23 protein-coding genes are annotated in these 25,384 nt (G+C 52.9%); 13 read left to right on the top strand and 10 right to left on the bottom strand.

What is annotated here, in order from left to right; genetic code table 11:
- Nucleotides 1-171: 171 nt before the first annotated feature.
- Nucleotides 172-2,145, top strand: coding sequence for a catecholate siderophore receptor CirA (cirA, locus tag J2125_RS03675; RefSeq protein WP_017799423.1), 1,974 nt, complete (start codon nucleotides 172-174; stop codon nucleotides 2,143-2,145).
- Nucleotides 2,146-2,190: 45 nt separating this feature from the next.
- Here cirA and fghA read toward each other — a convergent pair whose 3' ends face one another.
- The 3 genes from fghA to ptrR form a co-directional block, all read right to left on the bottom strand.
- Entirely contained in the window at nucleotides 2,191-3,033 is an 843-nt protein-coding gene (gene fghA, locus J2125_RS03670; protein ID WP_017799422.1) for an S-formylglutathione hydrolase, read from the bottom strand.
- Between the two features lie 12 nt (nucleotides 3,034-3,045).
- A complete protein-coding gene (locus J2125_RS03665) occupies nucleotides 3,046-4,170 on the bottom strand; it encodes an S-(hydroxymethyl)glutathione dehydrogenase/class III alcohol dehydrogenase (protein ID WP_017799421.1) in 1,125 nt (374 codons plus the stop codon).
- An 84-nt stretch (nucleotides 4,171-4,254) separates the two neighbouring features.
- The gene (gene ptrR / locus J2125_RS03660) at nucleotides 4,255-5,136 is read right to left on the bottom strand and encodes a putrescine utilization regulator PtrR (RefSeq protein ID WP_017799420.1); all 882 of its coding nucleotides are present in this window, start codon (nucleotides 5,134-5,136) and stop codon (nucleotides 4,255-4,257) included.
- Between the two features lie 149 nt (nucleotides 5,137-5,285).
- Here ptrR and J2125_RS03655 point away from each other — a divergent pair, with 149 nt between their 5' ends.
- From J2125_RS03655 to J2125_RS03620, 8 genes are all read left to right on the top strand, one after another.
- Nucleotides 5,286-6,413: a YbfB/YjiJ family MFS transporter gene (locus J2125_RS03655; RefSeq protein WP_017799419.1), complete on the top strand. Its 1,128-nt coding sequence runs from the start codon at nucleotides 5,286-5,288 to the stop codon at nucleotides 6,411-6,413.
- Nucleotides 6,414-6,563: 150 nt separating this feature from the next.
- Complete coding sequence (gene folE, locus J2125_RS03650; RefSeq protein ID WP_026111476.1) at nucleotides 6,564-7,229, top strand: GTP cyclohydrolase I FolE; 666 nt, start codon at nucleotides 6,564-6,566, stop codon at nucleotides 7,227-7,229.
- A 75-nt stretch (nucleotides 7,230-7,304) separates the two neighbouring features.
- The gene (gene yeiB / locus J2125_RS03645; protein ID WP_017799417.1) at nucleotides 7,305-8,465 is read left to right on the top strand and encodes a DUF418 domain-containing protein YeiB; all 1,161 of its coding nucleotides are present in this window, start codon (nucleotides 7,305-7,307) and stop codon (nucleotides 8,463-8,465) included.
- 159 nt (nucleotides 8,466-8,624) lie between these two features.
- Nucleotides 8,625-9,665, top strand: a complete 1,041-nt coding sequence (gene galS, locus J2125_RS03640) for an HTH-type transcriptional regulator GalS (RefSeq protein WP_017799416.1) — start codon at nucleotides 8,625-8,627, stop codon at nucleotides 9,663-9,665.
- 285 nt (nucleotides 9,666-9,950) lie between these two features.
- The gene (gene mglB, locus J2125_RS03635) at nucleotides 9,951-10,946 is read left to right on the top strand and encodes a galactose/glucose ABC transporter substrate-binding protein MglB (protein WP_017799415.1); all 996 of its coding nucleotides are present in this window, start codon (nucleotides 9,951-9,953) and stop codon (nucleotides 10,944-10,946) included.
- Nucleotides 10,947-11,076: 130 nt separating this feature from the next.
- Nucleotides 11,077-12,597: a galactose/methyl galactoside ABC transporter ATP-binding protein MglA gene (gene mglA, locus J2125_RS03630; RefSeq protein WP_017799414.1), complete on the top strand. Its 1,521-nt coding sequence runs from the start codon at nucleotides 11,077-11,079 to the stop codon at nucleotides 12,595-12,597.
- A 19-nt stretch (nucleotides 12,598-12,616) separates the two neighbouring features.
- The gene (gene mglC, locus J2125_RS03625) at nucleotides 12,617-13,627 is read left to right on the top strand and encodes a galactose/methyl galactoside ABC transporter permease MglC (RefSeq protein ID WP_017799413.1); all 1,011 of its coding nucleotides are present in this window, start codon (nucleotides 12,617-12,619) and stop codon (nucleotides 13,625-13,627) included.
- A gap of 135 nt (nucleotides 13,628-13,762) precedes the next feature.
- Complete coding sequence (locus tag J2125_RS03620; RefSeq protein WP_209499464.1) at nucleotides 13,763-14,488, top strand: helix-turn-helix transcriptional regulator; 726 nt, start codon at nucleotides 13,763-13,765, stop codon at nucleotides 14,486-14,488.
- Here J2125_RS03620 and sanA read toward each other — a convergent pair whose 3' ends face one another.
- The 6 genes from sanA to metG all read right to left on the bottom strand — a co-directional run bounded on the left by sanA (nucleotide 14,489) and on the right by metG (nucleotide 21,432).
- Complete coding sequence (sanA, locus tag J2125_RS03615; RefSeq protein WP_017799411.1) at nucleotides 14,489-15,211, bottom strand: outer membrane permeability protein SanA; 723 nt, start codon at nucleotides 15,209-15,211, stop codon at nucleotides 14,489-14,491.
- Nucleotides 15,212-15,346: 135 nt separating this feature from the next.
- Nucleotides 15,347-17,044, bottom strand: a complete 1,698-nt coding sequence (locus J2125_RS03610; RefSeq protein ID WP_026111474.1) for an NAD-dependent malic enzyme — start codon at nucleotides 17,042-17,044, stop codon at nucleotides 15,347-15,349.
- Nucleotides 17,045-17,169: 125 nt separating this feature from the next.
- Complete coding sequence (cdd, locus tag J2125_RS03605) at nucleotides 17,170-18,060, bottom strand: cytidine deaminase (protein ID WP_017799409.1); 891 nt, start codon at nucleotides 18,058-18,060, stop codon at nucleotides 17,170-17,172.
- A 129-nt stretch (nucleotides 18,061-18,189) separates the two neighbouring features.
- Nucleotides 18,190-18,882 (bottom strand): CidB/LrgB family autolysis modulator, encoded by a 693-nt coding sequence (locus tag J2125_RS03600; RefSeq protein WP_017799408.1) that lies wholly within the window; start codon nucleotides 18,880-18,882, stop codon nucleotides 18,190-18,192.
- Complete coding sequence (locus tag J2125_RS03595; protein ID WP_017799407.1) at nucleotides 18,875-19,267, bottom strand: CidA/LrgA family protein; 393 nt, start codon at nucleotides 19,265-19,267, stop codon at nucleotides 18,875-18,877. The genes J2125_RS03600 and J2125_RS03595 overlap by 8 nt, the downstream gene beginning before the upstream one ends.
- 134 nt (nucleotides 19,268-19,401) lie before the next feature.
- The gene (gene metG, locus J2125_RS03590) at nucleotides 19,402-21,432 is read right to left on the bottom strand and encodes a methionine--tRNA ligase (protein ID WP_017799406.1); all 2,031 of its coding nucleotides are present in this window, start codon (nucleotides 21,430-21,432) and stop codon (nucleotides 19,402-19,404) included.
- A 191-nt stretch (nucleotides 21,433-21,623) separates the two neighbouring features.
- On the opposite strand from metG, the gene apbC reads away from it, so the two are divergent.
- Nucleotides 21,624-22,736, top strand: a complete 1,113-nt coding sequence (gene apbC, locus J2125_RS03585) for an iron-sulfur cluster carrier protein ApbC (RefSeq protein WP_017799405.1) — start codon at nucleotides 21,624-21,626, stop codon at nucleotides 22,734-22,736.
- A 30-nt stretch (nucleotides 22,737-22,766) separates the two neighbouring features.
- On the opposite strand, the gene J2125_RS03580 is transcribed toward apbC, so the two are convergent.
- Entirely contained in the window at nucleotides 22,767-23,192 is a 426-nt protein-coding gene (locus J2125_RS03580; protein WP_017799404.1) for a GNAT family N-acetyltransferase, read from the bottom strand.
- A 167-nt stretch (nucleotides 23,193-23,359) separates the two neighbouring features.
- Here J2125_RS03580 and J2125_RS24915 point away from each other — a divergent pair, with 167 nt between their 5' ends.
- The 3 genes from J2125_RS24915 (at nucleotide 23,360) to mltB (ending at nucleotide 25,364) form a co-directional block, all read left to right on the top strand.
- Nucleotides 23,360-23,626, top strand: coding sequence for an autoinducer binding domain-containing protein (locus tag J2125_RS24915; RefSeq protein WP_241763895.1), 267 nt, complete (start codon nucleotides 23,360-23,362; stop codon nucleotides 23,624-23,626).
- Entirely contained in the window at nucleotides 23,623-24,057 is a 435-nt protein-coding gene (locus tag J2125_RS24910) for a helix-turn-helix domain-containing protein (protein WP_241763893.1), read from the top strand. Before J2125_RS24915 ends, J2125_RS24910 begins: the two co-directional genes overlap by 4 nt.
- A 215-nt stretch (nucleotides 24,058-24,272) precedes the next feature.
- Entirely contained in the window at nucleotides 24,273-25,364 is a 1,092-nt protein-coding gene (mltB, locus tag J2125_RS03570; protein WP_017799403.1) for a lytic murein transglycosylase B, read from the top strand.
- Nucleotides 25,365-25,384: the final 20 nt, after the last annotated feature.

The raw sequence follows: 25,384 nt of genomic DNA, 5'->3' as shown, positions 1-25,384 counted from the left end.
GAGGCATAACCCCCTCCCGCTAATGTAAAGAATTGTCTTTTATTATCCTAATCCGGAATATAACCGGAAAAAAATAAGCGAGATTATCTCGCCGCCTTATTGTGAGCAAATAACGGCCCTGAACGTAAACCTGTTCAATTTTATATTTATTTTTTACCTTTGGAGAAAAGCATGTTCCATTTGAATCCTGTGGTCCGTGGGGGCCTCTGTGCGTCTGCGCTCGCCTTAAGTTTGCCGGTCGCGGCGGCTGAGAGTGAGAAAGAAAATGAAGAGACGATGGTGGTAACCGCCTCGGCAACGGAAGTTAATCTGAAAGATGCGCCCGCCAGTATCAGCGTTATTACCGCCGAAGATATTAAACGTAAACCGGTACAGAACCTGCGTGATGTACTGCGCGAAGTGCCAGGGGTACAGCTTACAAATGAAGGTGATAACCGCAAAGGCATCAGCCTGCGTGGCCTCGACAGCAGCTATACGCTGATTCTGATCGACGGCAAACGTGTTAACTCGCGTAATGCGGTATTCCGCCATAACGATTTTGACCTTAACTGGATCCCCGCCGACGCCATCGAACGTATCGAAGTGGTGCGCGGGCCAATGTCATCACTGTATGGCTCGGATGCACTGGGCGGCGTGGTCAATATTATTACCCGTAAAGTGGGGAAAGCCTGGCACGGCACGCTGAGTGCGGATACCACCCTTCAGCAGCATCGCGATCGCGGTGACAGTTATAATGGCAATTTCTTTACCAGCGGGCCACTGATTGATGATTTGCTCGGCGTTAAGATTTACGGCGGTGTTGGTAAGCGTGACAAAGATCAGCAGCAGCCATCCGAAACCGGCACCAATGGCTTAACTCCGGGTATCGAAGGTTTTACCGCGCGTAATGGCAATGTTGAATTTGCCCTGACACCAACTGACAGCCAGGATATCGCGCTGGGCTACGGCTTCAACCGTCAGGATCGTGATTCTGATTCGCTGGATAAAAACCGTCTCGAACGGCAGAACTACTCACTCAGCCATGACGGGCGCTGGGATTTTGGTAATACCGAGCTGCGCTTCTACGGTGACAAAGTCGATAACTTTACCACCAGCACTATTACCTCGGAAAATAGCTCGCTGGATGGCAAGCTGGTGTTGCCGCTGGGTGATATCAATCAATTGCTGACCTTTGGCGGCGAATGGCGTCACGATAAGTTAAGCGATCCGGTTAATCTGACCGGCGGTAATGGCACCAGCACTTCCGCTAATCAGTACGCGCTGTTTGTCGAAGATGAGTGGCGGATTTTTGAACCACTGGCACTCACCACCGGCGTACGTCTTGATGATCATGAAACCTATGGCGACCACTGGAGCCCGCGTGTTTATCTGGTTTATAGCGCGACTGATACCGTTACCGTCAAGGGCGGCTGGGCCAATGCGTTTAAAGCGCCGTCGCTGCTGCAACTGAGTCCTGACTGGCAGACCAACTCCTGTCGCGGCAGCTGTGCGGTGGTGGGCAGCCCGGAGCTGAAACCGGAAACCAGTGAGAGTTTTGAACTGGGTCTTTACTATGCCGGCGATGAAGGCTGGCTGGACGGGGTGACGGGCAGCGTTACCGCCTTCCAGAATAATGTCGACGATATGATCAATATTGCGCGCACCGCCGATGCGGCTCTGGCGCCAGGCTATCCAAACTTTGTCGGGTTTGACAGCAGCGGACGTCCGATTTTTCGCTACTACAATGTTGATAAAGCACGAATCAAGGGGATTGAAACCGAGCTGAAAGTGCCGTTTAACGACCAGTGGAAGCTGACGCTAAATTATACCTATACCGATGGGCGTGATTTAAGTGGCGGCGGCAATAAGCCACTGGAAGAGATGCCGCTGCATACCGCTAACAGCACGCTGGACTGGATGCCGTTGCAGGACTGGTCATTCTATCTGCAGGCTAATTACTCGGGTGAGCGTCGCACCCTGACTAACGATGGCGCCACCCCTGGGGGGTATGTGTTGTGGAATACCGGCGCCAGCTGGCAAGCGAGCAAAGCCGTGAATCTGCGCGCCGGGGTGTTAAATCTTATCGATAAACAGCTGAACCGCGACGACTACAGTTACAGCGAAGATGGACGCCGCTACTTCCTCGCGATGGACTATTCTTTCTGATAAAAAAAAGGAGCCATAAGTGGCTCCTTGGTTCACACTGATGGTCTACACCAGCAGATGTTTTGCATGAAAACGCAGATGATCTTCAATAAAGCTGGCGATAAAGAAGTAGCTATGGTCATAACCGGGCTGAATACGCACGGTTAACGGCCAGCCAGTCTCTTTGGCTACCTGCTCTAAACGTTCAGGATGCAGTTGATCGGCAAGGAACTGATCGCTGTCGCCCTGATCGATCAGAATCGGCAAGCCCGGTGCTGACTGACGCATCAGCCAGCAGCTGTCATACTCCAGCCAGTTCTGCTGATCCTCACCCAGATAGTGACTGAAGGCTTTTTGCCCCCAGGGCACCTGACACGGATTCACAATCGGGGCGAAGGCCGAAGCCGAGGTATATTTTCCCGGATTGCGCAGCGCCAGCATAATCGCGCCGTGACCGCCCATCGAATGACCGGCAATCGCCTGACGATCGCTGACATTGAAATTATCCGCAATCAGCGCCGACAGCTCATCGTTAATATAATCGAACATGCGGAAATGCTGATCCCACGGCGGCTGTGTGGCGTTCAGATAGAAACCCGCGCCCTGACCGAGATCGTAGCTGTCATCATTTGGCACGCCTTCACCGCGTGGGCTGGTATCCGGCATCACCAGCACCAGACCCAGTTCGGCGGCGACACGCTGCGCGCCGGCTTTGGTGGCGAAGTTCTCATCGGTACAGGTCAGCCCGGCGAGAAACCACACCACTGGCGGTGGCGTCTCGCGCTTCGGACCCGGCAAAAAAATGCTGAACGTCATCGCGCAGTTCAGCGTCGATGACGGATGGCGGTAGCGCTGCTGCCAGCCGCCAAACATGCGATGCTCTTCCAGTAACTCCAGCGTGGATGGCATTAATCCTCCTGATTACTTATTAAAGTGCACCACGGTACGAATCGATTTACCTTCATGCATCAGGTCAAATGCTTCGTTAATCTGCTCCAGCGGCATGGTGTGGGTAATAAAGTCGTTCAGCTGGAACTCACCCTGCATATAACGCTCAACAATACCCGGCAGCTGTGAACGGCCTTTGACGCCACCAAAGGCGGAACCGCGCCATACGCGACCGGTCACCAGCTGGAACGGACGGGTGGAGATCTCTTCACCGGCCGCGGCCACACCAATAATCACCGACTCGCCCCAGCCTTTATGGCAGCACTCCAGCGCAGAACGCATGACATTGACGTTGCCGATACACTCGAAAGAGAAGTCAACGCCGCCATCAGTCAGTTCAACAATCACATCCTGAATTGGCTTATCGTAATCTTTCGGGTTAATCAGGTCGGTTGCACCCAGTTTGCGCGCCAGATCGAACTTGCTGGTATTGATATCGATAGCAATAATGCGACCGGCTTTCGCCATGGTGGCGCCGATAATGGCTGAAAGACCAATGCCGCCGAGGCCGAAAATCGCCACGGTGTCGCCTTCTTTCACTTTTGCGGTGTTCATCACCGCGCCCATACCGGTGGTCACGCCACAGCCCAGCAGACACACTTCTTCCAGTGGCGCTTCTTTGTTGATTTTCGCCAGCGAGATCTCCGGCAATACGGTGTACTCAGAGAAGGTGGAGGTGCCCATATAGTGGAAAATCGGCTTACCGTCTTTAAAGAAGCGGGTGGTGCCGTCCGGCATCAGACCTTTACCCTGAGTACTGCGGATCGCCTGGCACAGATTGGTTTTGCCGGAGCGACAGAATTTACATTCGCCACATTCCGGGGTGTAGAGCGGGATCACATGATCGCCGACCGCCACACTGGTGACGCCTTCGCCAATCGCTTCAACGATGCCGCCGCCTTCGTGACCGAGGATCGCCGGGAATACGCCTTCAGGATCTTTACCGGAGAGGGTATAGGCATCGGTGTGGCAGACGCCGGTCGCCACGATACGCACCAGCACTTCACCTTTCTGTGGCGGCATCAGATCCACTTCTTCAATCTTCAGTGGCTCACCAGCCGCCCAGGCGACGGCTGCCCTTGTTTTAATCATTTCCACGGATATTTTCCTCTTTTTGGCAATCATGCCAGACGGCAACGCCTGGTCTGTTTAATAGTTTAGTCAGATAATTATGGACCAGATTTAAGCGCTTTCTGGCTTATCGTCGAACTGCTCAATAATCAGGTATTTCAGCGCTTCCACATTGGGCGTAAAGGCGTCGCGACGCCAGATCAGCCAGGTGGCGCTGTCACGATACTGCGGCGGCAACGGATGCACCTGTACCCGTTGCTGATCCGGCATCTGCGACAGTACTGACCAGGGGATCATCGCCAGACCAGCGCCGCTGGCCACGCAGGCCATCATCGCGTGATAGGATTGAATCTCCATCACATTGCCGGGCTGTACACCGCTTTCGCGAAACCAGGATTCGAAGCGCAGGCGATAGGAACAGCTGTGGCGAAAGGCAAACAGCGTATCGCCGCTGGCATCGGCCGGGCTGTGAATCGCACGATGGTCGACACTGGAGATCAGCACCATCTGTTCGCGAAAGGAGACACAACCATTCAGTTCATCATAAGCCACCGGGCCATCCACCATCGCGGCGGCCAGCGTACCGGCGCGCACCCGTTCGATGATTTCACCGGAAGTGCCGGTCATCAGCGACAGCGCCACCGCAGGATAGCGTTGATGATAGGCGGCCAGTAAAGCTGGCAGACGTGTGGCGGCGGTGCTCTCCATCGAGCCGAGCGCGAAGTTGCCCGCCGGTTCACCGGTGCGCGTCATGCTCAGCGCTTCTTCGCTCAGCGCAAGGATACGCTGGGCGTAGCAGAGAAAGTTATGGCCCATCGGCGACAGGCGCAGGCGCTGTTTTTCACGGATAAACAGATCGGTGCCCAATTCCTGCTCAAGCTGACGCAGTCGGGTGGTCAGGTTAGAGGGCACGCGATGTAGCTGTTCCGCAGCACGTGCAACCGAGCCGGTTTCCGCCACCGAACAAAACATGCGTAACTGGGTTAAATCCATCCGTTCTTTTTCCGTCAGCAACTTGCTTATGATTATTCACTTTTTGTGATTTTAACCATCGTGCATCATACTGGCAACCATTAACACAGACTGATATAAAAAAAACCTGCTGATGTGGCAATCAGCATTCGGCTTTACAGGAGAGATCTATGGCACTGCGCGTGGCACTGAGCGCATTTTTATCGCTGGTTGTAGCAATGGGCATTGGCCGTTTTGCTTTCACCCCGCAAGTTCCGCTGATGATTAACGAACATCAGCTTAGTTTAACCAGTGCGGCATTGGTCGCGGCATTTAACTATCTCGGTTACCTGTGTGGTTCTTATGACGCGATGCGCGCCAGCCGCCGTGTGGAGTGGCGTCTGCAGGGCGGGGTATGGGGAGCGGTGGCGCTGACCCTGCTTTCCGCCTGTATTGAGGGGCCGTGGTGGCATGGAGTGGTGCGCTTTTTAATTGGCTGGGCCAGCGGCTGGGCGATGGTGCTGGTGGCGGCGTGGAGCAATGAGCAGCTGCTGCATCACGGTCGGCCAGGCTTATCGGCGGCGGTGTTTGCCGGTCCGGGCACCGGGATTTTTATCAGTGGAATGCTGGCGGTACTGCTGCATGCGCTGGATGTCAGTGCGGCCTATGCCTGGGGCGCGTATGGTTTGCTGGCGCTGATCCTGATTGCCTTGATAGCGCGTAACCTGCCGCGTAGCGGTCAGCTGCATCGCCCGGAGAGCGCGCCAGAACCGCTGGTGCTGACGCCGCGGCTGAAACGTCTGGTGCTGAGCTACAGCCTGGCGGGCTTTGGTTATATTCTGCCGGCAACCTTTTTATCGCAGATGGCGGCGGCGCGTTTCCCGGATAGCGCGTTTGCGCAGTTTGTCTGGCCGATTTTTGGCGGCGCAGCGGTGATCGGCATCGGGCTGGGGATTATCACCCGGCATTACTCTTCGGCAAATACCCGCCTGGCGATCACGCTGTGGGCGCAGGCGCTGGGCGTATTTGCCGCCGACCTGCTGCCGGGCATGGGCGGTCTGGTGATCGGCGCGGTGCTGATTGGCGGCGGTTTCCTGAGTGTGGTGCAGCTGTCATTGCAGTATGGCCGTGAGCTGGCGCCAAAACATGCGCGCTATCTGGCGGGTTTACTGACCACCGGTTATGCCATCGGTCAGCTGGTGGGGCCGATGCTGTCGGCGCTCTCCACCCTGCTGACCCACCGGCTGGAACCGGCGCTGTATGTGGCTGGTGCCGGGCTGGTGGTTGCGGGCTTGCTGGTGGTGCGTAAGGGTAAATGAAACACGTCTTCCTGCTAATACCCTGGGTATTTTAGATTGATTTACTGGATTAACCTGGCGGAGTGTTCCAGAATACGCCTTCAGAAACCTGTCCGCCCGATGAATCGCTGCATCGGGCGGGTGAAACACCTGCTGGAGAAAATCATCATTATGACGACGTTAAGTCAGGAAGCTGCCCTGGTTCATGACGCGCTGCTCGCGCGTGGACTGGAAACCCCGTTACGCTCGCCAGTGCGTGAAATGGACGACGAAACGCGCAAGCGCCTGATCACCGGTCATATGACGGAAATCATGCAGTTGCTGAATCTGGATCTGGAGGATGACAGCCTCGCGGAGACGCCGCATCGCATCGCCAAAATGTATGTCGATGAAGTTTTCTCCGGTCTGGATTACGCCAACTTCCCCAAGATTACCGTGATTGAAAACAAGATGAAGGTCGACGAAATGGTGACGGTGCGTGATATCACGCTGACCAGCACCTGCGAACACCATTTTGTGATTATCGACGGCAAGGCGACTGTAGCCTATATCCCGAAAGAGAAAGTGATTGGTCTGTCGAAGATCAACCGCATTGTGCAGTTCTTTGCTTCCCGTCCGCAGGTGCAGGAACGTCTGACCCAGCAGATCTTAGTGGCATTGCAGACTCTGCTCGGCACCAGCAATGTGGCTGTCTCGATTGATGCGGTACACTACTGCGTGAAAGCACGCGGCATTCGCGACGCCACCAGCGCCACCACCACCACGTCACTGGGTGGCCTGTTTAAATCCAGCCAGAATACGCGTCAGGAATTTTTACGCGCGGTGCGTCATAGCTAATTAGCGACGCCTGTCTCTGATTTTGTCCCTCTTGCCGTCGGTAAGAGGGCAGTTCTTTGCTAACGGGAAGGCTTAATGCAACGCAATATCACGCTGGATTTTATTCGTGGTCTCGCCGTTCTCGGTATCCTGTTACTTAATATCAGTGGTTTTGCGCTTCCTTCAGCTGCCTATCTCAATCCCGCCTGGCGCGGTATGCCATCAGCGTCCGATTTCTGGACCTGGGCGACACTCGATCTGTTTGCACAGATTAAATTTCTGACGTTGTTTGCCATTTTGTTTGGCGCCGGCCTGCAAATGCTGCTGCCACGCGGCAAGCGCTGGCTACAGTCGCGCCTGACGTGGCTGGCGATTATCGGCTTTATCCATGCAGTGTTTTTCTGGGAAGGCGATATTTTACTGGATTACGCCATCGTCGGCCTGATTGCCTGGCGTATGATCCGCGATGTGCCTTCCACGCGCTCACTGTTTCATACCGGTGCGCTGCTGTATCTGGTCGGCGTTGGCGTGCTGATTATTTTCAGTATGATCTCCAGCGGCGAGCCAAACAGCTCCTGGCTGCCGGGCGCAGCCGATCTGCAATATGAGGCGTTCTGGAAGCTGTCCGGCGGCTGGCTGGCGGCGCAGGCGCGTCTCGATCATCTCTCCTCCAGCCTGCTGGCGCTGGGCGCGCAATATGGCTGGCAGCTGGCGGGCGCCATGATGATGGGTGGCGCGCTGATGCGTAGCGGCTGGCTGAAAGGCGAATTCAGCCCGCAGCACTATCGCCGCACCGCATGGATACTGCTTAGTCTGGCGCTGCTGATTCAGCTCCCGGGTATCTGGCTGCAATGGTATCTGCACTGGGATTTCCGCTGGTGCGGCTTTTTGTTGCAGGCGCCGCGTGATTTAGCCGGGCCATTGCAGGCGCTGGGTTATGCCGCGCTCTGCTTTGCGTACTGGCCGCAGCTGGCGAAACTGAAATTCACTCACGCCATCAGTTGCGTGGGGCGCATGGCGCTGACCAACTACCTGATGCAGACCCTAATCTGCACCACGCTGTTCTATCGCTTCGGCTGGTTTATGCAGCTGGATCGGCTGCAACTGCTGGCGGTGGTGGTGGCGGTTTGGGCCATCAATATCCTGTTCTCCGTTCTGTGGCTGCGCTATTTCCGCCAGGGGCCACTGGAGTGGCTGTGGCGTAAACTGACCGCGCTTGCCGCTGGCGCCCAGCCTGAGAAATCCCGCGCCGGATAATGACGGCCATCACAAAGGTTACAGAATTGTATGTAACCGTTTTCATCTGTGTGACGAGATTCACGCTGCTGACCTTCCGCGCCTGACAAAATAGCCGACAGAACACCTTCAGATGTCGGGAAGAACGATGCAATTACCTATTTTCAACGGCGGGCGTCCATGATTACCATCCGCGATGTTGCACGCCTTGCTGGCGTCTCAGTGGCAACCGTTTCTCGCGTCCTGAATAATAACAGCGCGGTGACGGCGGAAACCCGTGACACTGTGCTACAGGCAGTAGAATCATTAGGTTACCGGCCCAATGCGAATGCGCAGGCACTGGCCACGCAGGTCAGTGACACCATCGGCGTGGTGGTGATGGATGTTTCCGATCCCTTCTTTGGCGCACTGGTGAAAGCGGTAGATACTGTGGCGCAGCAGATGAATAAGCATGTGCTGATCAGCAACTCCTGGCATCAGGAAGCAAAAGAGCGCCATGCGATTGAAGTGCTGATTCGCCAGCGCTGTAACGCCCTTATTGTGCATGCGAAAACGCTTTCAGATGGCGAGCTGGCGCACTTTATGGACCAGATCCCGGGGATGGTGCTGATTAACCGCATTGTGCCGGGCTATGCCCATCGCTGTGTCTGTCTCGATAATGTTAGCGGCGCGCTGATGGCGACGCGTATGCTGCAACAGCAGGGCCACACGCGTATCGGTTATCTCGGTTCCAGCCATCCGATTGAGGACGTGGCGCAACGCCGTGACGGCTGGCAGCAGGCGCTGGCTGAGCAGGGTATCACACCGCCGGAAGGCTGGATTGCCAATGGTGAACCCGATATGCAGGGCGGTGAAGAGGCGATGGTTGAACTACTGGGGCGCAATCTGCACCTGACGGCAGTATTCGCTTATAACGACAGCATGGCGGCTGGCGCGCTAACTGCATTGAAAGATAACGGGATTCTGGTTCCGCAGCATGTCTCCATCGTCGGGTTTGATGATATTCCGATGTCACGTTATACCGATCCGCAATTAACCACGATCCGCTATCCCATTGTTTCCATGGCTAAAATGGCCACTGAACTGGCGCTGAAAGGCGCCGCCGGGCAGCAGGATCACACCGCGCAACACTGTTTTATGCCGACGCTGGTGCGCCGCCATTCGGTCGCTGTTCGACAAAGTGTGGAGCCGGTCACTAATTCAAGCGATTCCCCCATGTAACCGTTTCCAATCTGTGAGTAAATTCACAGTTAATTAACAACGCGCTCTCTATGATGACAGCGCAATGCAGGGGCTGAAACATAATGTAACTCGAGGTTCTGTAGTATTCACGTGTCCATATCGCCGCTGCGAAACAGTTTCAAACATCTTTTAAGGAAGTATTCGTCAACAAGGACGTCTGGTTATGTATTAGCAATTTGTTGGTGGCGTGTAACTTTCTGATAACAATGCCGTTACCGACTGTTAATCATCTATTGCCTTACCCTGCCAAAACCCGGAGATATTATGAATAAGAAGGCATTTACCCTCACAGCCCTGGTTGCCAGTATGATGTTTGGAGCAACGGCTCATGCAGCAGATACCCGTATCGGCGTCACCATCTATAAATACGACGACAACTTTATGTCCGTGGTGCGTAAAGACATTGAGAAAGAAGCGAAGCAGGCTTCCGGCGTGCAGCTGTTAATGAATGATTCGCAGAACAGTCAGTCAACTCAGAACGATCAGGTTGATGTAATGATGGCCAAAGGCGTGAAAGCGCTGGCAATTAACCTGGTGGATCCGGCGGCGGCGGCGGTGATTGTTGATAAAGCGCGCGGTAACGATGTACCGATTGTCTTCTTTAACAAAGAACCTAATGCGAAAGTGCTGGCCGGTTACGATAAAGCTTACTACGTTGGTACTGACTCTAAAGAGTCTGGCGTGAAGCAGGGCGAGCTGATTGAGAAACACTGGAAAGCCAATCCAGGCTGGGATCTGAACAAAGATGGTCAGATTCAGTTTGTGTTGCTGAAAGGCGAGCCGGGCCATCCGGATGCCGAAGCCCGTACCAAATATGTGATCGATACGCTGAATAAAGACGGTCTGAAAACCCAGCAGCTGCATTTAGATACCGCTATGTGGGATACCGCGATGGCGAAAGATAAAATGGATGCATGGTTATCTGGCCCGAACGGTAACAAAATTGAAGTGGTTATCGCCAACAATGACGCTATGGCAATGGGCGCGGTTGAAGCGCTGAAAGCCCACAATAAATCCTCTATTCCGGTATTTGGCGTTGATGCATTGCCAGAAGCGCTGGCGATGGTGAAATCCGGCGCGATGGCCGGTACCGTGCTGAATGACGCGAAAAACCAGGCGCGCGCCACCTTCCTGATGGCGAAAAACCTCGCTGACGGCAAGCCAGCGGCTGATGGCACAGACTATAAAGTGGAAAACAAAATCGTCCGCGTACCTTATGTTGCGGTAGATAAAGACAATCTGTCCGAGTTCGCGAAATAAAGCAGAGGGGGGCTCTGCCGGGAGCCGATAACGGCTCCCCTACGGTGTTTCAGATCCCCCAACGTAGGGGCGGCGTTTTCGCCGCCCGTATGCATCAGTTGCCCGATTGACTCTTTCAGCCAGGTAAATTATGGCCAGTGATAATACGATACCGCAGCGAGAATTCCTGCTGGAAATGACCAACGTCAATAAGTCATTTCCAGGGGTGAAAGCACTCGACAACGTTAATTTAAAAGTCAGACCGCACTCTATTCATGCATTGATGGGTGAGAACGGCGCGGGTAAATCGACGTTATTAAAATGTCTGTTTGGCATTTACAGTAAAGACTCGGGGAGCATCCTGTTTCAGGGTGAGGAAATTAATTTTAACAGCGCCAAAGAGGCCCTGGAAAACGGCGTATCAATGGTGCATCAGGAGTTAAACCTGGTGCTGCAGCGTACGGTGATGGATAACATGTGGCTTGGCCGTTATCCACGCAAAGGATTTTTTGTCGACCAGGATAAAATGTATCGCGATACCAAAGCGATATTTGACGAATTAGATATTGATATCGATCCGCGCGACAAGGTGGCGACACTCTCTGTTTCGCAGATGCAGATGATCGAAATCGCCAAAGCGTTCTCGTATAACGCCAGAATCGTCATTATGGACGAGCCAACCTCATCATTAACGGAAAAAGAGGTAAACCATCTGTTTACCATTATCCGTAAATTAAAAGATCGCGGTTGTGGCATCGTCTATATCTCGCACAAGATGGAAGAGATTTTCCAGCTGTGTGATGAAATTACGATTTTGCGTGACGGGCAGTGGATTGCCACCCAGTCGCTGGAAGGGCTGGATATGGATAAGATTATCGCGATGATGGTGGGGCGCTCGCTAAGCCAGCGTTTCCCGGATAAGAGCAATGTGCCGGGCGAAGTGATTCTCGAGGTGCGCAATTTAACCTCCCGCAGCCAGCCGTCGATTCGTGATATCTCCTTTGATCTGCATAAAGGCGAGATCCTTGGTATTGCCGGTCTGGTTGGGGCAAAACGTACTGATATCGTCGAAACGTTGTTTGGTATTCGCGACAAATCAGGCGGTACTATCCGGCTGCATGGTAAAGCGATTAATAACCACAGCGCCAATGAAGCGATTAATCACGGCTTTGCGCTGGTGACGGAAGAGCGCCGCTCTACCGGTATTTATGCTTATCTGGATATCGGCTTTAACTCGCTGATCGCCAATATCCGTAAATATAAAAACAGTATTGGCCTGCTGGATAACAGCCGGATGAAAAGCGATACCCAATGGGTTATTGATGCGATGCGGGTAAAAACCCCAGGCCATCACACCTCTATTGGTTCGCTATCCGGGGGGAATCAGCAGAAAGTGATAATTGGCCGCTGGTTACTGACTCAGCCGGAGATTTTAATGCTGGATGAGCCGACGCGTGGTATTGACGTTGGGGCGAAGTTTGAAATTTATCAGCTGATTGCTGAACTGGCGAAGAAAGAGAAGGGGATTATCATCATCTCTTCCGAAATGCCGGAGCTTTTAGGGATTACCGACAGGATTCTGGTAATGAGTAATGGCCTGGTTGCGGGCATTGTCGAAACGAAAAACACCACGCAGAACGAAATATTGCGTTTGGCATCGTTACACCTTTAATGATGTAAGGGCTGTTACCATGAAAGCAGTTAATAAGAAAAGTGCGCTCACCTGGTTAAAAGAGGGTGGTATTTACGTCGTGTTGCTGGTGCTGCTGGCAATTATTATTTTCCAGGATCCAACCTTCCTCAGCTTAATGAACTTAAGTAATATTCTGACGCAATCCTCCGTGCGTGTGATTATTGCCCTCGGTGTGGCGGGACTGATCGTTACCCAGGGGACGGACCTGTCAGCCGGACGGCAGGTTGGTCTGGCGGCGGTAGTTGCGGCAACCATGTTGCAGGCGATGGATAACGTCAATAAAGTATTTCCGAATATCGATACTATCCCGATCCCACTGGTTATTCTGACTGTCTGTGTTATCGGTGCATTTATCGGCCTGATTAACGGTATTATTATCGCTTATCTGAAAGTGACGCCGTTTATTACCACCCTTGGCACCATGATTATCGTCTATGGCGTTAACTCGCTCTATTACGATTATGTTGGCGCATCACCGATTGCCGGTTTTGATTCGGGCTTCTCTACCTTTGCTCAGGGCTTCCTGCGCTTTGGTGACTTTAAGCTCTCCTATATCACCTTCTATGCGATTATCGCGATTATCTTTGTCTGGGTGCTGTGGAATAAAACGCGCTTTGGTAAAAACATTTTCGCAATTGGCGGTAACCCGGAAGCGGCAAAAGTATCAGGCGTGAACGTACCGTTAAACCTGATTATGGTGTATGCGCTGTCCGGTGTGTTCTATGCCTTCGGCGGTATGCTGGAAGCGGGCCGTATCGGCAGCGCCACCAATAACCTCGGCTTTATGTACGAGCTGGATGCCATTGCTGCCTGCGTGGTCGGCGGCGTGTCATTTGCCGGTGGTGTCGGTACGGTTGCTGGTGTGGTTACCGGGGTTATTATCTTTACGGTAATTAACTACGGCCTGACCTATATCGGCGTGAACCCTTACTGGCAGTATATTATTAAAGGCGGAATTATTATCTTCGCCGTTGCGCTGGATTCACTGAAGTATTCGCGTAAGAAGTAATTACCGTGCGGCATGCCAGCATTGGCCATCGGCCAATGCTGGCAGACGCCGTAGAGAAATAGAGAGCTGAATCAGATTATTTGTATAAAGAAAGTGGTAGACTTATCTCCGTATCAAGCTCAATAAGAGGATGTTATGGAGAGCAATTATATGGAATTCTCAGTAAATAAAGACATGGATGTTCGCTCACGAACGTTTGAAGCAATGATCTCATATATGGAAAATAGCAATGAATTCTGGTACATAAAAGACCATGAATCGCGGTTTATCTATATGAATGATTACGGCTTACACTACAGCGGACTGCCAAAAGGCTTTAACGTAGAAGGAAAGCTGGACAGCGAATGTCCGGTTTACTGGTCTGAGATCGCCGATATCATTCAGGCTAACGATAAGAATGTGATGGACAGCCAGAAAGTCATTCCTACGCTGATTACCTTTATGTACGGCGGCAGGGAAAAGCTTATTCAGCCTTTTATGGCCGATGTGACGCCACTGATTAAGGACGGTAAATCAATCGGTGTGGTTGGCAGGGCTAAAAAGCTGGAAATCTATTCGATGTATCATCTTGAAAATAATAAATGCCCGGAATCTTTATCGTTCGGAAACCCTACCGATCTGTTTACTGACCGCGAGTTTGATGTGGTTTTCTTCGCTCTGCAATCATTAAGCGCCAAAGAAATTGCCCGGCGGCTAAATATTTCTTATAAAACTGTAGATAATTATCTTCATACAATATATGAAAAAACCAATGTAAGTGCGTTAAGTCAGCTAATCGAGTATTGCCGGAATGCAGGCTATGATAAATTTGCACCCAACAAATTTATTAATCCCAGCCCGTATATACCGTTAGGTAGTTAATTATCGCTTCTCCAGCTTCTGCTGTAACTCCAGTAGCTGCTCCGGGGTCACCGCCGGATAGCTTTGCGTATTTTCCGGAACTTCATATAACGCCGGGATTGGCACTAACGGACCGAGAAAGCGGGGTTCACGCTTCATCAGATAGAGATCGGCCAGCGCGCCAAGACGGGCGCCCACTTCACGTATACGGATGCTGAGCATATTTTTTGGCGATGGCACCGCATAGCACTGCGCCTGAATGCCCATATGCAACGCAATAAACAGCGCGCGCTCACAGTGGAAACGCTGGGTAATAATAATAAAATCGTTGGTATCAAATACCTTGCGCGTGCGCACAATCGAATCCAGCGTACGGAAGCCAGCATAGTCGAGCACGATATCGGCAGGTTCCACGCCGGCGGCGATTAAGTCGCGGCGCATGGTCATCGGTTCGTTATAGCTTTGCTGGGCATTATCGCCGCTTAACAGCAGGTAATTTACCTTACCGCTATTGTAGGCGTTGATCGCCCCCTGCATGCGATACAGGTAGTACTGATTAATCACCCCGGTGCGATAGTACTTGGCGGTACCTAACACCACACCCACCTGGCGATGGGGCAACGAGGTTAAATCATCATACACATAAGGCGCGGTTTTCCAGCTAATCCAGCGATCCAGGCCGAGCGCAGTTATTACCATCAACGAAATGATGATAATCAGACTATAAATCAAGCGTTTTAACATGCTTCAGGGCGCTCAGTCGGACAAGAGAACAGGGTGACTCAAGGCTACTTGACCCGCGGTTACGAAGCAAGCAAAGCACCCCCGGACGCCGCATTTTTGCGCAGTGCCGGGCACATTCGTACCCGGCAGCTGAGTTTAGATTGAAGTACGACGATAGTTACGGTATTGCGGCAACCAGAAGTTTCTGGCAATAGCCTTCGACAGTACGTCTTCTGAAGAGACCACTGCGACGCCAGACAACTGCGCAGCTTTACCCACCGCCATTGCGATTAGCCTGGACACGCCCTGAATATGTTTAACTTCCGGCAGCACTGCACCGACGCCATCGTTAACCAGCGGTGAACAGTCGGCCAGCGCACGGCTTGCCGCCATCAGCATGCTGTCTGTCACGCGGGTTGCGCCTGACGCCAGTACGCCAAGGCCAATGCCCGGGAAGATATAGGAGTTGTTGCACTGGGCAATCGGATAGGTTTTCCCTTTCCAGCTTACTGGCGCAAACGGGCTGCCGGTAGCGACCAGCGCCGCGCCGTCAGTCCAGGCCAGAATATCCTGCGGTGTTGCTTCAACCCGCGAAGTTGGATTCGACAGCGGCATGACAATCGGGCGTGGGCAATGCTTATGCATTTCGCGAATGATCTCTTCGCTAAACAGACCTGGCTGACCAGAAACGCCGATCATAATATCGGGCTTCGCGTTGCGCACCACGTCCAGCAGTGACAGCGAGTCAGTGCTGACATCCCAGCCGCTGAGATTTTCGCTTTTCTGCACCAGCTTGCCCTGGAAATTCAGCAGATTTGGCAGTTTGTCGGTCAGCAGACCAAAGCGATCAACCATAAATACCCGGCCACGGGCTTCTTCGTCGCTCAGACCTTCTGATTTCATCTGGGCGATAATCTGCTCGGCGATACCACAACCGGCGGAACCGGCGCCAAGGAACACCACGGTCTGCTCACGTAATTTACTGCCCGCCGCGCGGCTGGCGGCAATCAGCGTACCCAGCGTGACCGCCGCCGTGCCCTGAATATCATCGTTAAAGCAGCAGACTTCATCGCGATAACGCTCCAGCAGCGGCATCGCGTTCTTCTGCGCGAAATCTTCAAATTGCAGCAGCACATTTGGCCAGCGGCTTTTAACCGCCTGAATAAATTCATGGACGAATTCTTCGTACTCTTCGCCAGTGATGCGCGGATGACGCCAGCCCATATACAACGGGTCATTTAGCAGCTGCTGGTTGTTGGTGCCGACATCCAGCACTACCGGCAGGGTATACGCCGGGCTGATGCCGCCACAGGCGGTGTACAGCGACAGCTTACCAATGGGAATGCCCATGCCGCCGATACCCTGATCGCCGAGACCGAGAATACGTTCGCCATCGGTGACCACAATCACCTTCACGTTCTGTTTGGTGGCGTTCTGCAGCATATCTTCGATATTGGCGCGGTTCGGGTAGGAGATAAACAGACCGCGGGCGCGACGATAGATTTCGGAGAAGTGCTCACAGGCAGCGCCGACCGTCGGGGTATAGATGATTGGCATCATCTCTTCGAGATGGTTATCCAGCAGGCGGTAGAACAGCGTTTCGTTGGTGTCCTGGATATTGCGCAGGTAGACGTGTTTGTCGTTGTCGTTTTTGAAGTCCTGAAACTGACGCCAGGCGCGTTCGGCCTGCTCTTCAATACTCTCAACGGTTTCAGGCAGCAGACCGTTCAGGTTGAAATCATTACGTTCTTCGATTGAGAATGCGCTGCCTTTATTCAGCAGCGGAAACTCTAACAAAATAGGTCCGGCGTAAGGAATATATAGCGGTCTTTTACTCTCGTACTCGAGTTCCATTTAAAAATAGCCCCAGGCTCGTGATGTTGTGACCTGGGATCCTAAGAGAATTCACGCAGAAGTACAGCCTTTGTTAACTATTGAAAACAAAAGCTGCGAACTTTCTCGAGTTAATGTGGCAACCGTTACGTTTTTTGCAACGCAATGGCGCGGAAATCAGCGCAACCCAGAGCCTTCAGCGTGGCCTCAGTGGCTTCATGCTGTCTCAGCTTTCCGCCGGTACTTTCCGCCAGCACCGCACGTTTAATCTGCATCCCGCTTTCGCCAACCATATTTAACAGGATCAGCGCCGCCTGCAATGGCGGCAGGCTTGGGTTAAACGCGGCATTTTCCGCATAGCGGCCAGCAAAGATATGGCCGCTGCTGGTTTCGAGTGCCACGCCGCTATGGGCCTGGCTGTAAGGAGCATGACTCTGGTTAGCGGCGGCAATCGCCTGCTGCTCCAGCGGATCGCCACTCAGGGTGTAGCCGTGATCAACCGGATCCAGCAGCAGAGTTTCAATCGCCAGATCGCGCGGGCCAAAGGCATACGGCAGATAATCACCCAGCGTGGCCGGTTCGCGCCCAGGCAGATAAATGCGCAGCGCGGTGCCGCTATTTAGCTCATTCATAAACTGGCGGCAGTGGCCACAGGGTGAGTAATTGACCGTGATGGCTTCCAGCGCCGTTTCACCTTTCAGCCAGGCATGGGTGATGGCGCTCTGTTCGGCATGCACCGTCTGCTGCATGGTTGCGCCGACAAATTCCATATTAGCGCCCAGATACCAGCTACCGCTTTTGCCGCGTGCCACCGCGCCGACGTTAAAGCTGGAAAGGGGCGCAACCGCACAGGCCGCCGCCAGCGGCAGCAGGGCAAAGGCCAGCGCATCCTCGTCCAGCCCGCTCTGCTGGCGGATGGCGGCGATATGTTGCGCACTAAAGCTGGCGCTGAAATCACTCGCGGTCAGGATCGGATTAAGCGCAGCCTGTAATTCGGGCGTCAGGGCCGCAAAGGCGGTGTGAAAACGTGGATGCATTGAATGCCTCTTATTGGCGTCGTTGACCACCGATTTTACGGTGCTGTCAGCAGGTTATATGTGATCTGTATCGCTGTATCAATGCAATCCATGAAAGTTAATTTCAAAATGCGCGATCTCTCGCAAGTTTTAGCCCCAGATCTGTAGCAGCAACGGGAAGATAAACGGCGCCAGCAGCGAGGTGATAATCCCGCAGATTACCAGCGCCAGCGAGCTGAATGCCCCTTCCTGAAAATCCAGCTCGGCGCAACGCGCGGTGCCCAGCGCATGCGAGGCATTACCAATCGCCAGCCCGCGCGCGGCTTTACTGCGCACCCGCAGCAGATTCAATATCATATGGCCGAATATCGCGCCAAGCAGCCCGGCAAGCAACACGCAAATCGCGCTGATCGCCGGAATGCCCTGCAACGAGGCGGAAATCGCCATTGCAATCGGCGTGGTCACCGACTTCGGCAGCAGGGTGGCGGCAATTTCAGGCGTGGCGCCCAGCCAAAGCGCGATAGCAGTACCGGAGATCATCGCGGTAATACTGCCAATAAAGCAGACGCTGATAATCGATTTCCAGCGCGCGCGAATCTGGTGTATCTGCTCATACAGCGGCAGCGCCAGCGCCACTACCGCCGGTTGCAGCAGCTGATTAAGCATTGCGCTACCGGCAAAATAGCGCGCATAAGGCATATTGATCAGCAGCAGAATCGGCACAATGACGGCGATCGACACCAGTAGCGGATTAAGCAGCGAAATTTTCGTCTTCGCCGCCAGCCGGCGTGCGGCAAAAAACACCAGCAGCGTCAGCGGTAGCGACCACCAGAAATCAGTCACCCTTGCTCTCCTTGCTTAGCGCTTTGTTATGCATACGTTCGGATGAGACGCCGACAATCACCAGCACCACCAGCGTGCTGACCACGCAGGAGACCACTATCGGGCCAAACTGCGCGCTGAGAATATCGGTATAGCTCATCACGCCGACGCTAATCGGCACAAACAGCAGCGCCATATAACGAATCAGCAGATGACAGCCGGGTTTTACCCATTTCGCCGGCACAATTTGCGATGCCAGCAGGGCGAAGAGAATCAGCATGCCGAGAATACTGCCAGGAATAGTGATCGGCAGCAGGGCAGAGAGGCCGTTTCCGGCATAGAGACAGAGGTAGATAATGGCGAAAGCACGAAAATAACGCCAGCAGACAGATAGCACGCTGAGCATGACAGGCTCCTGTTTTATAAGCCTTCATCATACGATGAAATATACGCGTGTGCTACCGATCACAGTTTAGTGGTGGGGATAGCGATTGTATGTTCCTCCCTTCCTCCGTAAGCCGGGGGAAGGGAGGAAGCAGATTATTTAACCTGCATACCCGGCTGTGCGCCGCTGTCCGGGCTAAGCAGGAAGATATCCTTACCGCCAGGGCCAGCTGCCATCACCATACCTTCCGAAATACCGAAGCGCATTTTGCGCGGCGCCAGGTTGGCCACCATCACCGTCAGGCGACCTTCGAGAACCGCCGGATCCGGATAAGCGGAGCGGATACCGGAGAACACCTGGCGGCTTTCGCCACCTAAATCCAGCGACAGACGCAGCAATTTGTCAGAACCCTCAACAAATTCTGCTTTCTGAATCAGCGCAATACGCATATCTACTTTGGCGAAATCATCAAAGTTAATGGTGTCCTGAATCGGATCGTCCGCCAGCGGACCGGTCGCCGCAGGTTTCGCCACCGCCGCATCTTCTTTCGATGCTTCGATCAGGCCGTTAACTTTGTCCATTTCGATACGGCTGTACAGCGCTTTAAAGCCAGCGATATCGTGATCCAGCAGCGGCTGATGAATACCTTCCCAGCTCAGTTCCACATTAAGGAAGGCTTCAACGCGTTCCGCCAGTGAAGGTACCACCGGCTTCAGCCAGGTCATCAGGACACGGAACAGGTTAATCCCCATAGAGCAGATTGCCTGCAGGTCAGCATCGCGGCCTTCCTGTTTCGCCACCACCCACGGCGCCTGCTCATCGACATAGCGGTTAGCCAGATCGGCCAGCGCCATAATCTCGCGAATCGCGCGGCTGAATTCACGGCTGTTCCAGGCTTCTCCGATGCTGGTTGCAGCATCGGAAAAGGTTTTGTACAGTGCCGGATCCGCCAGTTCAGCCGACAGCTTGCCGCCGAAACGTTTAGCGATAAAGCCGGCATTACGCGACGCCAGATTCACCACTTTATTAACGATATCGGCATTGACGCGCTGGACGAAATCTTCCAGATTCAGGTCGATATCATCGATACGTGAGGAGAGTTTCGCCGCGTAGTAGTAGCGCAGGCTGTCAGCATCAAGATGTTGCAACCAGGTGCTGGCCTTAATAAAGGTGCCACGCGATTTCGACATTTTCGCGCCGTTTACCGTCACATAACCATGGACAAACAGGTTGGTCGGTTTACGGAAGTTGCTGCCTTCCAGCATCGCTGGCCAGAACAGGCTGTGGAAATAGACAATATCTTTACCGATAAAGTGATAGAGATCGGCATCGGAATCTTTATTCCAGAAGGCGTCGAAATCGATGTCGCCACGCTTGTCACACAGGTTTTTAAACGAACCCATATAGCCAATTGGCGCATCCAGCCAGACATAGAAGTATTTGCCCGGCGCATCAGGAATTTCAAAACCGAAGTAAGGCGCATCACGGGAGATATCCCACTGTTGCAGACCCGATTCGAACCACTCCTGCATTTTGTTCGCTACCTGCTCCTGCAGCGCGCCGGAACGGGTCCACGCCTGCAACATGGCGCTGAATTCCGGCAGATCAAAGAAGAAGTGCTCAGAGTCACGCATCACCGGCGTCGCGCCGGAAACCACCGATTTCGGCTCAATCAGTTCAGTCGGGCTGTAGGTCGAACCACAGACTTCACAGTTATCGCCATACTGATCGACAGCCTTACATTTCGGGCAGGTGCCTTTGACGAAACGATCCGGCAGGAACATGCCTTTTTCCGGATCGTACAGCTGCGAAATGATGCGGTTCTTAATAAAACCATTCTCTTTTAAACGGCCATAGATCAACGATGACAGCTCACGGTTCTCATCGCTGTGCGTCGAGTGGTAGTTGTCATAGCTGATATTAAAGCCCGCGAAGTCAGTCTGATGTTCCTGACTCATTTCGGCGATCATCTGTTCTGGCGCAATGCCCATCTGCTGTGCTTTCAGCATAATTGGCGTGCCGTGTGCGTCATCCGCACAGATGAAATAAGCCTGATTGCCGCGCATTCGCTGGTAACGGACCCAAATATCTGCCTGGATATGCTCGAGCATGTGGCCGAGATGGATAGAACCGTTGGCGTACGGCAGTGCGCACGTTACCAAAATTTTTTTCGCGACTTGAGTCATAGTAGAACTTGCTTTCTTCTGGTTTAAAAAGGGCTTTAGATGGTAACCGAAAGGCCGACCCTGCGTAAACAAAGGGTTTGACGTACCGGCGGTAAAGCTTAAATTTCCATGGCTTGCCATGCCATTACAGCCACATCTGGTATGCTTAGCAACAGCAACAACATTTATCACCAGGTTATCAAGGAGCCGGGATGAACTCAGGAAGCCAGGGGCAGCACACGCCGGAAAGACTGCGCGCCATGGTAATGGGCGTGTTGACCGCATTTGAACATCCGACGCTGCAACACACTCTGACCAAACTGAAAGCATTGCACCATGTGGCGCTGATGGATAATACGCTGCATATCGAACTGATGATGCCGTTTGCCTGGCAGAGCGGATTCGATGCGTTAAAAGAGCGCAGCAGTGCCGATTTACTGCGTATCACCGGCGCCAGCGCGATTAACTGGCGCTTAAGCCATAAGATCGCCACCCTTAAGCGGGTGAAAAACCATGCTGGCGTCAACGGTGTGAAAAATATTATTGCGGTGAGTTCCGGCAAAGGTGGCGTGGGCAAATCGAGTACCGCGGTGAATCTGGCGCTGGCGTTAATCGCCGAAGGGGCGAAGGTTGGTATCCTCGATGCGGATATCTACGGGCCTTCGGTACCTAATATGTTGGGCACTGAAGATCAGCGCCCAACCTCGCCTGACGGTACTCATATGGCGCCGATTATGGCGCACGGACTGGCGACCAACTCGATTGGCTATTTAGTTACTGATGATAACGCCATGGTGTGGCGCGGGCCGATGGCCAGTAAGGCGCTGATGCAGCTGCTGAATGAAACCCTGTGGCCGGAACTGGATTATCTGATCCTCGATATGCCGCCAGGCACCGGCGATATTCAGCTGACGCTGGCGCAAAACGTGCCGGTGACCGGCGCGATTGTGGTGACCACACCGCAGGACATCGCCCTGATTGATGCACGTAAAGGCATCGTGATGTTTGAGAAGGTCAGTGTGCCGGTGCTTGGGGTGGTGGAGAATATGAGCGTACATATTTGCAGCCACTGTGGCCATCATGAAGCGATTTTTGGCAGCGGCGGCGCGCAGCAACTGGTTGAGCGTTATAACACGCGTCTGTTAAGTCAGTTACCGCTGCATATCACCCTGCGTGAAGATCTCGACCGGGGTGAACCAACAGTCATTCGCCGTCCGCAGAGTGATTTCACCGCGCTTTACCGCCAGCTGGCTGGCGCCGTTGCCGCACAGCTGTACTGGCAGGGAGAAGTGATTCCGGCGGATATTGCTTTCAGGGCCGTATGATTATCGTGCGGGACGCCTGGCGTCCCGCATTTATGCCCGTTTACGATGCATCAACACATACTCACCCTGTTCGCCCTCGCCCGTCGCCACCTCAAGCCAGCCATGCTGCAGATAAAATTGTCGCGCCGCCTGATTCGCCGCCAGACATTTTAGCGCGCCGGTCGAGCTAAAACTTTGCTCAACTGCCTGTAACAGCGCGCTGCCGACGCCACGGCGCTGAGCGTCGGGGTCAACAAACAGGCTGTGCAGGAAATTATCATTGTTAAGTACGGCGGCAAAACCCAGACGATGCCCATCCTCTTCCGCCACCAGAATCGCTTCTCCCAGCGTTACGCGGTCAAAATCCTCCAGTCGCCAGTCACTGCTGTCCAGCCAGTGCCAGCTGGCCTTGCGTGAGGCCAAAAATAGCGTGCGTAAAAAAGGGCGGTCGGCTTCGGTAAAGGGGCGGATATGCATGTTTTCTCCTGAGGTTATCAGATAGATATTCATCTTAATTTCTATTTATATGATTGGGTGTAAAGGACATGTGTCGCAATTAGCAAGGTTGCTATATAATTACTGGCGCGTCAAAGGATGAATGCTAACAATTTAAAATTCGCAACGTCAGTAAGAAGAGGGAATCAATGAGTAAGGTCTTTTTCGAGAATGCTGAAAAAAATAAATATATAAATGGCGTTTTAAAAAACCACCTGGGGAAGTACAGAAATATAAATTATGCATACGGTGTAATGAGTAAGGAAAATACGGATAAAATGATCCTGATTAGTGATATGCCTGATAGTGTCGTTAATAACTATCTTAATGAAAAATTCCAGAATGTTGATCCTGTTATTATTAATGCACTAAATCGCCTTTCGCCTTTTGCCTGGGATGAAAACTTGAAAACTTGAAAATTGATTCGCAGTGGACATCCAGGAAAGTTTTTGCACCAGTAAAACCCTATAATATTATCAGCGGCTATGCTTTTGTGTTGCATGATCAGTATGATAATTTGGCAGTGTTGTCATTATTAATTGATAAGCACTTCATGGCTGAGGTTGAAGCTGACATTGAGATGTATAAAGATGAAATTCAGGGAGGGTTGATTTATATCCATGAAATGTTGCTTCATCTTTACCAAAAGAATAGTGGCGTTGCTAAAAATCTACTTACTTCGCGTGAAGCTGAAGTACTTTACTGGAGCGGTAAAGGGAAAACCTATTCTGAAGTGGCTGGTATTTTACAAATTTCCCTCAGTACGGTTAAGTTTCATATGGCAAATGTTGTCAAAAAAATGGGTGCGAAAAATGCAAAGCATGCTATCCAGAAACAATGGCAATGAACGATAAAGATCACGCTGCAGTTAATATGATGTGTGCGATTTAAGTCATGTTCGCCAGGTGCATCAGTAAAGAGACTTGACCACTTTCATCCGCGAACTCCACCTAATTACTATATGTTTCTTCTGCCGTCGACCATCCGGGCAGTGGTATGAGCACGGCTCCATAATCTATAGTATAGTTTTGACAATTTTTGGCCCGGTTATCTGGATTTTGCATGCGCTCACTTGTCACACTTTTACCGCTTATCACTCTACTGGCTGCCTGTAGCAGCAAACCCACTCCCCCGGCGGAGCAGCGCTCCGGAAATCCGTTTAGTGGCTCCGCCGCCACGGCGCCTGGCGGCGGATTTATCCTCCAGCCCTCGCACAATATTCACCCTTTAGGTGGTGATTTTGCCGGCAACCCGGCGGCCGGGCGTTTTATCGATAAAATGGTCAGTAAGCATGGCTTTGACCGTCAGCAGCTGCATGATGTACTGGGGCAGGCCAAACGCCTCGATAATGTGTTGCGGCTAATGGACCGCCAGGCGCCGAGCTATCAGGCACCGTCCGGACCAAACGGGGCATGGATCCGTTACCGCGATAAATTTATCCAGCCGGATAACGTCAAAAATGGCGTGGTGTTCTGGAATCAGTATCAGGACGCGCTGGAACGCGCTCAACAAGTGTATGGCGTGCCGCCAGAAATAATCGTCGGTATTATCGGCGTGGAGACGCGCTGGGGCCGGGTAATGGGGCGCACCCGGATCATTGACGCGCTGGCGACGCTGTCGTTTGCTTATCCGCGTCGTGCGGAATACTTTAGCGGCGAGCTGGAAACCTTCCTGCTGATGGCGCGCAACGAGCAGGACGATCCGCTGGATCTGCGCGGCTCCTTTGCGGGGGCGATGGGCTACGGGCAGTTTATGCCGTCATCATTCAAAGATTACGCGGTGGATTTCAATGGCGATGGCCATATAAACCTGTGGGATCCGGTTGATGCCATCGGCAGCGTAGCGAACTACTTTAAGCAGCATGGCTGGCAGAGCAACCGCTCGATTGCCGTGCCTGCCAGCGGTCAGGCGCCGGGGCTGGAGAGTGGTTTTAAAACGCGTTACAGCCCGTCGACACTGATAAAAGCAGGACTTAACCCGCAAACGCCATTGCAGGATAATCAGCAGGTCAGCCTGCTGAAATTTGATATGGGAACCTCGTACCAGTACTGGTTCGGCTTACCGAATTTTTATGTGATTACCCGTTACAACCACAGTAATCACTATGCGATGGCAGTCTGGCAGCTGGGTGAAGCGGTGGCGCTGGCGCGCTAGGTGATAGCGGGCAGGGGAGC

Source organism: Winslowiella toletana (assembly GCF_017875465.1).
Lineage (GTDB): Bacteria > Pseudomonadota > Gammaproteobacteria > Enterobacterales > Enterobacteriaceae > Erwinia > Erwinia toletana.
The sequence above is the reverse complement of the archived record's forward strand: the minus strand, read 5'-3'. Positions and strand labels throughout refer to the sequence as shown.